We start from the raw sequence: 13595 nt of genomic DNA on the forward strand, positions 1-13595 counted from the left end.
CTGCCGAAAGATCTAGATCTGTAACAGTTACTCGGCAAAATGGGCCCCAGATGTTACAAATCGAGACAAACGGGACCCGCCTGCAAGAAAATCTCAATCTGTAACAACAACTCGGCAAAATCCGTCCCTCGTGTTACAGATTTAGACAAACGCGGCCCAACCCACCGGTATATCTCGATCTGTAACACCTAGCCGCCCAAATCGGGTTTAGATGTTACAGATCGAGATTTTGTTTGAGAGGTCGAGAAGTGAACCGAAGAAACGATCCCGGGATAATAAAAAAGCCCGCCGGCTAAGCCGACGAGCTGCAAGTTCTTGGTCGCGGGGGCAGGATTTGAACCTACGACCTCCGGGTTATGAGCCCGGCGAGCTACCAGACTGCTCCACCCCGCAATGTCTGGGCGCCTCATGTGCGCAAGAAAGAATATTACGTGAGAGTTCGGTAAACGGCAAGGAAAATCTCGTAGAGCATAATTCCTTCATATTTAAACCCCTCAGCCCATATCGCCGTCAACGAATCGAAGCCGAGCGCCGCCGACGGCACGTATACAATGGTGCGCGTCCTTTTACGCCGACACCTGGAGTAGACATGCTGCTCGCTATCGATATGGGAAACACGCAGACGGCCATGGGTCTGTTTGACGGAGACGAGCTGGTGCAGTCGTGGCGCATGCCCACCGACCGCTCCTATACCGCCGACGAGATCCACGTGCGTCTGATGGGCTTCTTTAAGATGTACGACCTCTCGCTCGACGCGGTCGACGCGATCGCCTTCGCCGGCGTGGTGCCGCAACTCTCGCGCGAGTGGCACACCGTGGCCAACCGCATCGCGGCAGACGCCATCGTCATTGGGCCGCAGACTGCCGCCGTGACCAAGCTGCGTGCGGCACGCCCTCAGGCCGTTGGTGCCGACCGCATCGCCAACGCCGTCGCTGCCGAGACCTTCTACGGCGCCCCAGCGATCGTGGTGGACTTTGGCACCGCGACCAATATCGACGTCATCGATAAGGACGGTTATTACATTGGCGGAGCGATCGCGCCGGGCATGCGCATCTCCATGGACGCGCTTGCCGCCCGTGCCGCCAAGCTCGCCAGCGTTCCGCTCGAGGCGCCGGAGCACGCCATCGGCCGCGATACCGAGGAGTGCATCAAGGTCGGCGCCGTAACGGGCGCCGCCGCCATGGCCGAGGGCTTGGTCGCGCGCATGAAGCGCGAGCTGGGCCGCGAGGACGCCACCGTTATCGCCACGGGCGGTCTCGCCGGCATCGTCGCCGATTCGACCGATGCCTTCGACGTGGTCGATGGACAGCTCACCATCAAGGGCATCTGCGAAATCTACCGCCGCATGCAGGAGCTGGGGTAAGACAGGGGCATAAGTCGAGCACGTCCAATGCCCCAGCCCCCGCAAACGTTCGCCAAGCCTATTCCTCAAAAACGAAAAATTTTCAGTTTTGAGAAATAGGCCCGAGGTGCTACCCCACAGTCACGCGAAAGCCCTCCCCGGTGCAAGGCCGAAGAGGGCTTCGTTGTCATCGCTATCTTTGAACGCGGGCGCCTCGCATTACAGTCCGCGAATCCGTACGGCCTCGGGCGGAAACTCCTGCTCGCCGGCATCGGTCTTGATGGTCGCGCGGCCCCAGATGTCCAGGCCCGCAAACACACCGACCGCAAGCGGCAGGCCGTTGGGCGACACCGCCGCAACTTGGCGGCCCAGCAGCGGCACCATGTCGAAGTACTCGCCCAGCACGGGGGCCAGCGGGCCTGCGGCGCCCTGCGGCGTGTTGGCAACAGCTGCCCAGGCGTCCACGCGGACCAGCACGGCGGCGAGCAGCGCCTCAACCAGCGCTTCGTCGGCCACATCCACACCGAGCTCGCTCAGCGCCGCACGCTCAATATCCACCGTTACGGCACCGAACATGCCCGCGGCACCGACACCGCCGTTGACGGCGACGCGCGCGAACGACGTCTCAAACGCGGGCGCGCCGCACACGATATTGCTCGGCCACTCAATGCCTACCTTACCGGCAAGGCCCAACCCCGGCGTCGATGCCGTGCCCACGAGCGCGTCCATCATGCCCATTGCGGCCACAAACGGCAGGCCGTGGAAGGCGTGCATGTTCACATCGGGGCGCACGACCAGCGAAAACGTCAACGACGCCTCGCCCGCGCTCCAAGCGCACCAACCCGCAGACGCACCCTCGCGGCCCGCGTCGCGCGCGGCGTCAAGCTCGGTGCCGGCGGCTACAGCGTTCATCTCAATCATCTACATACGCCCCAATTCGCCCACGATATGGCCCACGCGGTCCTCGGGCTCCTTGACATCGACACCGTTGAAGCGGAAGAACCGCGCCGGGTCGTGCATCAGGTCCTCGAGCGGCACCAGCACAAAGTCGCGCTCGCCGATCAGCGGATGCGGCAGGCGCAGCTTCTTGCCGCCGTGAGTCTCGCCATCCATCCACAGCAGGTCCAAGTCGATGGTGCGCGGACCGTTGGCCTTGGCCTTCTTGGAGCGGTCGCGCCCCAGCTCGGCCTCGATCTTCATGAGCTCATCGAGCAGTACCAACGGCGCCAGCTCGGTCTTGATCTCGATGACGGCGTTGGCAAACGCGTCCTGGCGCGTCTCGTAGGCCGGCTCGCTCTCGTAAATCTTGGAGGAGTTGGACACGCAGGTGAGTGGAATCTCGGCGATCATCTCGCGTGCGGCGCGGATGTTGTCGCAGCGATGCCCCAGGTTGGAGCCCACGGCCACAAACGCGCGGCGCGGCTGCGGCTTGGCAACCGCCCAGTAGCCGTTCAGGAACTGCGCAAAACCCGCGGCGTCGTGCACGCGCACGATGTTGGCACCGGCCTGGATGGCGCCCAGGCACACGCCAAACGTAGCGGCATCGCGCTCGGCGGCCTCGGTCACGCCCGAGACGGCGCCCACAAAGCGCTTGCGCGACACGGCACACATGAGCGGATAGCCCAGTGACGCCATCTTGGCAGTCTCGCGCTGGATGACGATGTCCTCGTTAGCCGACTTACCAAAGCCCGGGCCAGGATCGATGCAGATGCGGTCGCGCGACACGCCGGCATGGATGAGCGTGCGGGCCTGGTCGGACAGAAAGCCCATGACGCGGCGCATGATGGGCGCCGAATCGGGCAGGGTGAAGCGGCGGAGCTGCGAGGTGGGCACGTAGGCTTCCTCGCGGCGGGCGCTGCGGCGCATCATGGCGGCCAGGCGGTCATTGGGCTCCGATGCGGCCTCGGTGGCTGCGGGCGCGGCCTCGGGCGCGAGCGCGACGGTCTCGGCTGCAGCAGCCTGCTCGGCGGCCGGCGTCTCCCGCTCGCTTGCAGGCTCGGACGTGGGCTCCGGTTCGCCAAACGGCAACGAGGGCTGCACCACGCCGCCCGGAAGCTTGGCCTCCGGCTTAGGATCGCCCAACAACTTACCGCGACGGCGACGGGCCGGCTTCTCGGCCTCGCGCGCGGCCTCGGCAGCCGCTTCGCGTGCCTTCTCGGCAACAAACGCCGCTGCCGAGGTATCGAGCTGCACCGTTGCGTGCGTGCGCGCGGGCGCGGCGACCTCGCCGGCATGCATCACGATGACGCCGCAGGTGCTCGTCTTAACAAACTCGACCATCTTGGGATCGGTGAAGCCGGTCACGTCGTTGACGATCGAGGCGCCGCAGCGCACGGCCGCCTTGGCAACCGCCACATGACGCGTGTCGATCGAGACGATGGCGCCCTCCTTGGCCAGCGCGCGCACCACGGGCAGCACGCGGCGAGCCTCCTCATCGGGGTTGACCGGGGTAAAGCCGGGGCGCGTGGACTCGCCGCCCACGTCGATGATGTCGGCGCCGGCGTCGAGCATCGCCAGGCCGTACTCGATGGCGGCATCGGGGTCGAAGTGCTCGCCGCCGTCGCTAAACGAATCGGGCGTCACGTTGAGGACGCCCATGATGCGCGGACGGTCAAAGCTGAGCTCATACTTTCCGCACCGCCATGTCTTGCTGTCGTTCGCCATGAACATCCTCCTAAAATGCCCACGCCGCCGAGCTTGGGGAGCTGGCGGCGGGGTCGTTTTGCACTCAGTCTTTCTATTGTATCCGCGCGCGCGGGCTAGAACGCAAACGCGGCCGCGATGTCGCAAGAAATCAGCAGGTCGGCATTTGCATCCTGATCGGTGGGCGCCAAATTGCAAATGGCCAGCGTATCGCCAGTAAAGTAACGCGTGAGGCCCGCCGCCGGATACACTACGAGCGAGGTTCCACCCACGACGAGGGCGTCGGCTGCGGCGATGGCAGCAACGGCACCGGTCAACACATGCTCGTCGAGCGGCTCTTCGTAGAGCACTACATCGGGCTTGATGCGGCCGCCGCACGCGGGGCACGCAGGCACGCCCGCGGCATCCTCGTGCTCGCGCGAGCAAATCCACTCGGCGCTATAGACTGTGCCGCACGACTGGCAAATGTTGCGATGGACCGATCCGTGCAGCTCGAACACGCGCTGTGAGCCGGCCATCTGATGCAGGCCGTCGATATTTTGCGTCACCACGGCATTTAGCTTGCCGGCGCGCTCCAGCTCGGCCAGCTTGGTGTGGCAGCGGTTGGGCTTGGCGCCAAGCGCGATCATCTTGGTGCGGTAGAAGTCAAAGAACTCGGCCGGATGTGCCTCGTAAAAGCTGTGCGAGAGCATGGTCTCGGGCGGATAGGCAAACTGCTGATGATACAGGCCGTCCACGCTGCGGAAATCGGGAATGCCACTTGCCGTGGAAACACCCGCGCCGCCAAAGAAGACCACGCGCTTGTGGGTGTCAAACAGATCCGCCAGCGCGGCGGACGCCTGCCTGGGGTCCGATATTGCCTGAGCCATATGAGTCCTCCGTCCTTGTTAGTCGGGCGGCGGCGTCTGCACCGTCGCTCGTGGACTACGTCCCGCCCTTGTTGCGCTAATCTTAAGCCTGCCAACCCCGTCGAAAGGACACCATGCCTCAGACTTACACTTTCGCCTCGTGGAACGTCAACGGCCTGCGCGCCGTGCTCAAAAAGGACCCGAGCTTTATCCAGGTCGCGCAAGAACTCGACGTCGATATCCTGGCGCTGCAGGAGACCAAGCTACAGGAGGGCCAGGTCGATATCGACCTGCCCGGCTATCACCAAACCTGGAGCTACGCCGAGCGTAAAGGCTATTCGGGCACCGCGGTCTTTAGCCGCCAGGAACCGCTGCGCGTGCTACGCGCCGACGCGCTGCTACCCTACGCCGGCGAGGGCGAGGCGGCCGAGCTCGTGGCGCAGGCCGCGACCGAGGGCCGCGTCTGCGCGCTCGAGTTCGACAAGTTTTGGTTTGTCGACGTCTATACGCCCAACGCGCAAAACGAACTCGCCCGCATCGATGTGCGTATGGCCTGGGACGATGCCTACCGCGGCTTTTTGAACGCGCTTGAACGCGAGACCTGCAAGCCCGTTGTAACCTGCGGCGACTTTAACGTGGCGCACGAGGAGATCGACCTTAAGAACCCCAAGTCCAACCGCGGCAACGCCGGCTTTTCGGACGAGGAGCGCGGCAAGTTTACCGAGCTGCTCAACGCCGGGTTTACCGATACCTGGCGCGCGGCAAACCCCGACGTCGAGGGCGTCTACAGCTGGTGGAGTTACCGCTTTAATGCCCGCAAGAACAACGCCGGCTGGCGCATCGACTACTTCCTGGTAAGCGACGCAATCGCCGCCAACGTTCGCGACACCGGTATCCGTGGCGACATCTTCGGCAGCGACCACTGTCCCGTCACCCTCGCCCTGGAGCTCTAACCCCCCAATGATCCCCCGGGGACGGAGGAAAACGGATCATGTGACCCCTCTCCCCCTATAAGTTGCGGTGGAATAGTTCCTGCTTCGGCCCCAAACAGCCAAAAACGAGAACTATTCCACCGCAAGTTCGTGAGGGAACGCGAAATGCCCTACAGCCCGTATTTCACGACGACTCGGTTGATACGGCGACACCAGGGCTTGTACAGGGCGGCCAAGAACACGCAGGTCGCGAGGCCGTGTGTGATATCGAACGGCACCGCCGTGGCAAGACGCGCCACGGCGCCCGCCCACGTGAGCGGCTGCACAAAACCGATGATGTCGTAGGCATTGATTACAACGCCGTAGAGCAGGCCCGATGCAAAGCCGTACGCCATCAGCGCCGGCATGCGCACAGCTCCATCCGCGCGGTCGAACGCACCCGCATGCGCCAGCACGCCGCCAACATAGCCAACCAGACCCCAGGCATACATCTGCCACGGCGTCCACATGCCCTGCCCAAAAAAGAAATTGCTGGTCAGCGCCGCCAGCGCACCAACCATAAAGCCGTTACGACGACCGAGTGTCGCCCCAGCGATAATGGCGATGGCGCTCACAGGTTTAAAGTCGGGAATGGGGCCAAACAAGATGCGCCCCGCCGCGGCCAGCGCCGCCAGCACCAGCGTGGGCATAATCTGGCGCAGGCCCGGCCGCGACGCCTCGTAGCCCGCGAAGAACAGCGCAAGCACCAGCGCTACCACGACAAGCATGGCAAGCGCCGCCTGCTCAACGCCCGCCAGCAACGCCGCAGCCATCACGGCTGGCACCGCCAGCAGCAGCGGGATCTCCAGTTTTGCGAGCAGGCGCGAAGCGCGATGATCCGTCATCCCATCACGCCCTATAAAACACGTTGTCGGAAAAAAAGTCGACCGGCGGCTCCATGCAGGCAATCTCACCGTCGAACATCATGGCAATGTCATCGGCAACCTGCTCGGCAAAATCCAGATCGTGCGTGGCCATGATGACGGTGCCGCCAGCCTTTGCATGGTCACGCAGGGCGCAAGCGATGATGCGGCGGCTGGCCAGGTCCAAACCCTTGGTGGGCTCATCGAGCAATAGCAGTTCGGGGCCAATCAGCAGCAGCTTTGCCAATGCGAGCAGTTGACGCTGTCCGCCCGAAAGATCGTACGGGTGGCGCCCATCCAGGTCCGACAGCCCCAGGCTCGCCGCGCGCCCCCGCGCCACGGCCTCATCATATCCGCAGGTCGAAGCCCATTCCATCAGCTCGCCGCGCACCGTCTCGGCAACCAGCAACGCCTTGGGGTTCTGGGGCAGCAGCGCCGCCGAGGCCGCCCCGCGCTCCATATGCCCACGCTGCAACTTGACCGTCTTGGCCAGCACCGAAAGCATTGTCGACTTGCCGCAGCCGTTACCGCCCACAACCGCATGCACCGCGCCAGCCGAAAACGCCGCATCGAGTCCGCGCAGCACCCAGCCGGACGCTCGATCGTAGCGAAACCAGCTCCCTGCCAGGGTGGTAGCCGACCCAGCGTGCATTTTTGGGAGTATTCGGCATCCATCGGCGCGCGATGGCGCCCCCGAGTCGTCTTGCGGCAGTATTTGCGCCTCAAATTCACCCGATTTGTCCGATTTCAGCCCTTTTTCTGCACCCGGAGCGCCCGCGCGCGGGTCCAAAGAGCCCAGCTGGCCGCTGGCGCTGCTGAAAACTCCGTTTTTTGCACGCCGAGAGGCACCCCACCCTGACGCCTCACCAGAAAACAGCTCTTCACGATGCCCCAAGGAGGCAATGTCAGCCACCTCGCACACGCGTCCGCCCTCAATCCGGTACGCACACGTCGCATATTCGAGCATCGGCCGCGGTTGATGCGTTGCCACGACAACCGTGCAGCCCAGTTCGCGGTTCACGCGGAACAGCGCATGCAGAAAACTCTTCTCGGCAACGGGATCCAGTTGGGACGTGGGCTCGTCGAGCAGCAGCACGCGCGGACGCAGCGCCAGCACGGCCGCCAGCGACAGCAGCTGCTTGCGTCCGCCCGAAAGCGTATCGGTATCGCGGTGGAGCCAATCCTCCAACCCGAAGAAATAGCTGGTCTCGGCCACGCGACGGCGCATCTCGTCGCGCGACATGCCTAAGTTTTCCAGGCCAAACGCCATCTCGTGCCACACGGTTTCGCACACGATCTGGTTCTCTGGGTCCTGAAACACATAGCCCACGCGCTCTGCGGACGCCCGAACGTCCATATCGGCAGCGCTCTCGCCCAGCACGCGCAGCTCGCCAGTGCATTCGCCCGCCGGCGAAATCTCGGGTTTGAGCAGCGAGAGCAGCGTCGACTTGCCCGATCCGGTACCGCCAACAAGCAGCGCAAACGCTCCTTGGGAAACACGCCAATCGAGCCCCTCGAACACCGGTGCCTCAGCCCCGGGGTAGGTAAAGCTCAGACCCCGCACTTCAATCGCCGGCGCATCCGAGCCGCACGCCGCGCCCGCCATCATGCTCCCATCCAACCGAGCCATCAGCCAAACCTCTTTTCGTCAATCGCACGCAGTACGCAGGGCAGCGCCATCCAGGCCGCGTATACAACATAGCCCGGCCACGGTGCCGGCACCGAAAGCTGCGGGTAAAACGAATACTGCGCCATCGCGGTCCACGCCACTGCCATCGTGGCCACGCCAAACAGCGCGAGCCCAACCAGCGCGGCAGCATCGCCGCGCCCCAGCCGATACCGCGCGTACGTCGTACGACGCGTCGCGGCGCCCCATCCGCGCGAGCGCATGGCGTCAGCGCGCTCCAGCGAATCCTCCATGCCCCAGCCCATCAGCACACTCGAGGCCCGCAAGCGCGAGCGCACGGGGTCGGCCGGCGCGCGACCCGGCACATCAATCGCATCCTGCACCGCCAGTACCGTACGACCGCGGCGCAAAAACTGCGGGATAAGCCGCATGCACATCGAGATCATGAGCGCGATCACCGGCGCGGCGTTACCCAGAAGCGCAAGCACCTTGTCGTAGCCAAGCATCGATGCCGCGGCCTCAAACCACAGCACGCTCGCCACAAACAGCCCGCCCATGCACAGGCCGTATACCATGCTCTCCAGATACACCGCACGCATGCCAATACGGAACAGCTCTGTCGAGCCCGAGGCGCTAAACAGCGGGTTGAGCACCGCGATGATCAAAATCACCGGCAGCTGCCAGCGAAGCGCCCCCAACGTACGCGCGGCGCCGCGCGTCGCAAACCCGTACGCCAACCCGCCCGCAAGCGACAGCGCAATCAGCACCGGCTGCATCGAGAACATGGTGAATCCCAGCGTCAGCACCATGTAGAGCGCCGGCACCGCCGGATGCGACATCGAAAATGCCGCGACGGGCTCGTTGCCCGATTCCTCTCGCATGATGTCCACGGGCACCTCCCATCCCCTCGCGCAAAACGCCAACGCCGCAGCGCCGCCGCCATGCACAACCAGCGCAAACACCACGTCGGCGGCAGCGACATCGGCCGTCGCGCATCAATCGTTACGCGCTCATCATATGCCTGCGGTATCATATTGCGCCGTGTATCGTTTCCAAACACACGTCTCTATAACGTAACAGGAGATCACATGGACGCAACCGCAATTATCCTCGCCGCCGGCGAGGGCACCCGCATGAAGTCGAACCACTGCAAGGTTTCGCACAAGATCCTGGGTAAGCCCATGGTCCAGTGGATCGTCGACGCCACCATCAAGGCCGGCTGCAGCCGCGTCGTGGTCGTCATCGGCAGCCACGCCGACGAGATGCGCGCCCTTATCGACGGCGCCTACGCCAACAGCGCCACCAAGGTCGAGTGCGTCGAGCAGACCGAGCGCCTGGGCACCGGCCACGCCGTCAAGGTCGCGCTCGAGGCCTGCAGCATCACGCAAGGCCCCGTCGTCGTGCTCAATGGCGACCTGCCGCTCATTACCGCCGACACCGTCGCCAAGTTCGCGCAGACCGTCGCCACCGGCGAGCTCGCCTGCACCGTCATGACCATGACCCCGCCTGACCCCTTCGGCTACGGCCGCATCAAGCTGGGCGCCGACGGCCAGATCGAGCGCATCATCGAGCAGAAGGACTGCACGCCCGAGCAGGCCGCCACGCTGCTCGAGTGCAACGCCGGCTGCTACGCCTTCGACGGCGCGCAGCTCGCCGCACACATCGACGAGATCGGCAACGACAACGCGCAGTCCGAGTACTATCTGCCCGACATGCTCGAGATCCTCAAAGGCCACGGCCAGGCAGTCTCCATCTTCCACTGCGATGACTACCGCGACGGCCTGGGCGTCAACAGCCGTATCCAGCTCGCGCAGCTCACCGCCATCGCGCGCGACCGCATCAACGAGCACTGGATGGCCGAGGGCGTTACGTTCATCGACCCCACGCAGGCCTGGATCGGCCCCGACGCCACCATCGGCCGCGACACCGTCGTGTGGCCGCAGACGCATCTGATCGGCCACGTCACCGTGGGCGAAGAGTGCCAGCTCGGCCCCAACAGCCGCCTCACCGACACCACCGTCGGCAGCGGCTGCATCATCGATGAGACCATCGCCATCGAGGCCGTCATCGAGAACGGCGTCGACTGCGGCCCGCGCGCCTACCTACGCCCGGGCACCCACATGCTCGACGGCTCCAAGGCCGGCACGCACGTGGAGATCAAGAAGTCCACGATCGGCGAGGGCTCCAAGGTGCCCCACCTGTCCTACATCGGCGATACCACCATGGGCTCCGGCGTCAACGTGGGCGCGGGCTCCATCACCTGCAACTATGACGGCGTGCACAAGCACAAGACCGTCATCGGCAAGGATGCCTTCATCGGTTCCGACACCATGATGGTCGCGCCCGCTCAGATCGGCGACGGTGCACTCGTTGCCGCCGGCTCCGTCATCACCGAGCCGGTTCCGGCCGACGCACTCGGTCTGGGCCGCGCCCGTCAGGTAAATATTGAGGGCTGGGCCGCCGATTATCGCCGCCGTCTGCACGAGGACGACGAGGTATAACGTTTTACCAAGCACAAAAGGAGCTGTTTCCATGGGGACGGCTCCTTTTTCTATTGTGACCTGCGCGACCGGATGAGTGGTCGGTTCGTGTCCGTTGACGGTAAAGACGTTATCAAGGCTCGATAAGCCCCGTCGCGCGGTTACAATGCAACAAGGCATCTATATGGCATTCGATGTATAAAGGAGAAGGGTAATGCCGATTAATGATCCCGAGAAGTCGGAGAATATGCGCAAGTCCATCCGCGTGTATTCCGGTTCCTCCAACCGTCCCCTCGCTCAGAAGATCGCTGAGTACCTTGGGGTCGAGCTTTCGGGCCTTACGCTAAAGCAGTTCGCCAATGGTGAGATTTACGCCCGCTACGACGAGACCGTCCGCGGCGCCGACGTCTTCCTGATTCAGTCCGTGGCCGGCGGCAACGTCAACGACATGCTCATGGAGCTGCTCATCGCCACCGACGCTGCCAAGCGCGCATCCGCCCGCTCCATCACCGCCGTTATCACCCACTACGGCTATGCCCGCCAGGACCGCAAGGCCGGCCCGCGCGAGCCCATCACCGCCCGCCTCGTCGCCAACCTGCTCGAGCGCGCCGGTGTCGACCGCATCATCACCCTCGACCTGCACCAGGGTCAGATCCAGGGCTTCTTCGATATCCCGGTTAACCACCTGTCCGCACTGCCGCTGTTTGGCCAGTACTACAACGACATGCACTTCGACACCGACAACCTGGTTGTCGTCTCCCCCGACGTGGGTCGTGCCAAGGCCGCCAAGAAGCTGTCCGACATGCTCGGCTGCGACTTGGCCATCGCCCACAAGGGTCGTCCGCGCCACAACGCTGCCGAGGTCATGGGCATCATCGGCGACATCAAGGGCAAGACTTGCGTCATCAATGACGACATGATCGACACCGCTGGCACCCTGTGCGCCAACGTCAAGGAGCTCAAGGCCATGGGCGCTGGCGACATCTACGTCTGCGCCACCCACGGTATCTTCTCCGGTCCGGCCATCGAGCGCCTGAACGACGCCCCGATCGTCGAGTGCGTCGTCACCGATGCCATCCCCGTCGAGGTCGGCGGCAAGATCAAGACCATCTCGGTCGCCGAGGAGTTCGCTCAGGCCATCTCCGCCGTTTACCACGAGGAGCCCGTCTCCACGCTCGTCGGCGGCGACTTCGCGCTGTAATCCAACGCGCATCGCATCATCTTTGGTGTTTTTAAAGGGTCGGAAGCTCGCTTCCGACCCTTTTCTATCCCTCGCCAACCTTCCCTGGACAATTAATTCAGATACGTATTTTTCTAAAGCTCCAAAGAGCCGTTCGGAGCCTTCGTAGCTCCCCGGCGGATGCCATACCGTCCAAAGCTCATCGTTTTCGAGTACAACCGCTGCATATTTATCCTCAAATCGCCCTCAAAGGCCCTTAGAAACGCCTCGAACGCCCGCCGCCTTATACGTATCTGAACTAACTGTCCAGTAGATATCGTCAACCTTCGCGGCAGAGCTCAATTTCCTGCAATCCCCTCGACCGATTCCACCGATTTCATAACACCCAGCCGTTCGTGGCGCGCAGCGCCCCGCTGAGCGAAAAGAACGGTATGGCGGTCGCATTCTGCCGCCAACTTAGTACGTTATAGCTATGACGACCGTGATTTCACATCTCTCCGCCCTCCGCGCAATTCGTCGCGCACGACGGGCGTACTCTGCCCTACCCTGGGACTTCGTTGATAGTGAACAGCAAGCACAGGCCTTGGCTAGCTGCATTCCCAATAATGACGCGATAGACTTTGGCGCACTTTCGATACTCGATGCCTGGAATGAAGATGATTCCGAACTGCTCGATCTTCTCGTTTCAGACGAAGACAACAGACGCCCCGACAAGCGACTTCTTCAGCATATTCTCTCCGCTCCGCTTCCTGAAGGTGCAATTATGCACGTCGAGGCCGACATCTACGCAACGTCTCCCGCCGTGACAGCCATGCTTTGTTCCAAAAATGAATCAGTCGCCAAAACCTTGATGCTTCTCATGGAACTGCTCGGAACCTACTCCCTTCCTCCCGGGGCAACATACCCTATTGCCCATGACGACATCTGGCCCAAGAGCGATGGCTGCGCAGCGACGGGCGATCTTGATTGCTTGGGCAACCAGTCGGTGGCCGAGCAACTGAACGAAACCCGCTATGAACAGGCACACTACAAATGCGAGCCCGCAACGACCATCGAAGAGCTCGAGGCGGTCGCACGGTTCGCCAAAAGTAGCTCGTACGCCTCGTTTCGTACGGCCGTTAAACTCGCCCGGGCTGGATCCGCATCCCCAGCCGAATCCCTAATGTTTGCCGTTCTCGGAGCACCCATGCGCTTTGGCGGTTTCGGATGTTGCAATCTGCCCATGGGAGGCCTGCTACTCAACTATCGAATCGACTTCGACACTCTTGCGGTCAACATGTCCTCCGGCATCCCTTACGCCATCTGCGACCTGTATTGCCCGGCAGCCGGAGTCGACAACGAATACAACGGAATCGGGCATGAGCTTCAAAACGCTCGCATCCACGATGGCAATCGAAATAATGGTCTCAAGGCAATGGGCATCCACGTCCTGGTTATCAATCGCGACCAAATGAAAGACCTTGTTGCACTCGAAGCCTTCGCCCAAACGATGCATCGACTCGCGGGAGTCCGATTCCGATATCGCATCAAGGGCTATCGCAAGCGTCAGGCCGCTTGGCTCAACGCTCTGCGGGCCGGAATCGGCCTTGCGCCGGTCTAAACGGCGAATCACCCGTGCGCCGCCGAGCAGGGCTGGACAGT

General features: G+C 63.0%; 11 protein-coding genes and 1 tRNA gene. 5 read left to right on the forward strand and 7 right to left on the reverse strand.

Annotation, left to right across the window (positions count from 1 at the left end):
* Positions 1-316 precede the first annotated feature (316 nt).
* A tRNA-Met gene (locus tag AAAX73_RS01260) sits at positions 317-393 on the reverse strand.
* Between the two features lie 196 nt (positions 394-589).
* Here AAAX73_RS01260 and AAAX73_RS01265 point away from each other — a divergent pair.
* Positions 590-1363, forward strand: a complete 774-nt coding sequence (locus AAAX73_RS01265) for a type III pantothenate kinase (RefSeq protein WP_349124813.1) — start codon at positions 590-592, stop codon at positions 1361-1363.
* A gap of 198 nt (positions 1364-1561) precedes the next feature.
* Here the strand turns inward: AAAX73_RS01265 and AAAX73_RS01270 are convergent, their stop codons facing one another.
* The 3 genes from AAAX73_RS01270 to AAAX73_RS01280 form a co-directional block, all read right to left on the reverse strand.
* Entirely contained in the window at positions 1562-2263 is a 702-nt protein-coding gene (locus AAAX73_RS01270; protein ID WP_349124814.1) for a hypothetical protein, read from the reverse strand.
* Entirely contained in the window at positions 2264-4006 is a 1743-nt protein-coding gene (folP, locus tag AAAX73_RS01275) for a dihydropteroate synthase (RefSeq protein WP_349124815.1), read from the reverse strand.
* 95 nt (positions 4007-4101) lie between these two features.
* The gene (locus AAAX73_RS01280; protein WP_349124816.1) at positions 4102-4854 is read right to left on the reverse strand and encodes an NAD-dependent protein deacylase; all 753 of its coding nucleotides are present in this window, start codon (positions 4852-4854) and stop codon (positions 4102-4104) included.
* A gap of 113 nt (positions 4855-4967) precedes the next feature.
* Between AAAX73_RS01280 and AAAX73_RS01285 the strand changes: the two genes are divergently transcribed.
* On the forward strand, positions 4968-5786 hold the full coding sequence (locus tag AAAX73_RS01285) for an exodeoxyribonuclease III (RefSeq protein WP_349124817.1): 819 nt from the start codon (positions 4968-4970) through the stop codon (positions 5784-5786).
* Positions 5787-5935: 149 nt separating this feature from the next.
* Here AAAX73_RS01285 and AAAX73_RS01290 read toward each other — a convergent pair whose 3' ends face one another.
* From AAAX73_RS01290 to AAAX73_RS01300, 3 genes are read right to left on the reverse strand one after another with little or no spacing between them, the layout of a single operon-like run.
* A complete protein-coding gene (locus tag AAAX73_RS01290) occupies positions 5936-6649 on the reverse strand; it encodes a DUF6580 family putative transport protein (RefSeq protein ID WP_349124818.1) in 714 nt (237 codons plus the stop codon).
* Between the two features lie 4 nt (positions 6650-6653).
* Positions 6654-8297: an ATP-binding cassette domain-containing protein gene (locus AAAX73_RS01295; RefSeq protein ID WP_349124819.1), complete on the reverse strand. Its 1644-nt coding sequence runs from the start codon at positions 8295-8297 to the stop codon at positions 6654-6656.
* The gene (locus tag AAAX73_RS01300) at positions 8297-9175 is read right to left on the reverse strand and encodes an energy-coupling factor transporter transmembrane component T (protein ID WP_349124868.1); all 879 of its coding nucleotides are present in this window, start codon (positions 9173-9175) and stop codon (positions 8297-8299) included. Before AAAX73_RS01300 ends, AAAX73_RS01295 begins: the two co-directional genes overlap by 1 nt.
* A 207-nt stretch (positions 9176-9382) precedes the next feature.
* Here AAAX73_RS01300 and glmU point away from each other — a divergent pair, with 207 nt between their 5' ends.
* The 3 genes from glmU to AAAX73_RS01315 all read left to right on the forward strand — a co-directional run bounded on the left by glmU (position 9383) and on the right by AAAX73_RS01315 (position 13554).
* Positions 9383-10795, forward strand: a complete 1413-nt coding sequence (glmU, locus tag AAAX73_RS01305) for a bifunctional UDP-N-acetylglucosamine diphosphorylase/glucosamine-1-phosphate N-acetyltransferase GlmU (protein ID WP_349124820.1) — start codon at positions 9383-9385, stop codon at positions 10793-10795.
* A 193-nt stretch (positions 10796-10988) separates the two neighbouring features.
* Positions 10989-11975 carry a ribose-phosphate pyrophosphokinase gene (locus AAAX73_RS01310; RefSeq protein WP_006235790.1) on the forward strand — a complete coding sequence of 329 codons (987 nt, stop codon included), beginning with the start codon at positions 10989-10991 and terminating at the stop codon, positions 11973-11975.
* A 451-nt stretch (positions 11976-12426) separates the two neighbouring features.
* Positions 12427-13554: a hypothetical protein gene (locus tag AAAX73_RS01315; RefSeq protein WP_349124821.1), complete on the forward strand. Its 1128-nt coding sequence runs from the start codon at positions 12427-12429 to the stop codon at positions 13552-13554.
* The last annotated feature ends 41 nt before the right edge of the window (positions 13555-13595 follow it).

Origin of the sequence: Collinsella sp. CLA-ER-H9 (assembly GCF_040092295.1) — a bacterium.
Lineage (GTDB): Bacteria > Actinomycetota > Coriobacteriia > Coriobacteriales > Coriobacteriaceae > Collinsella.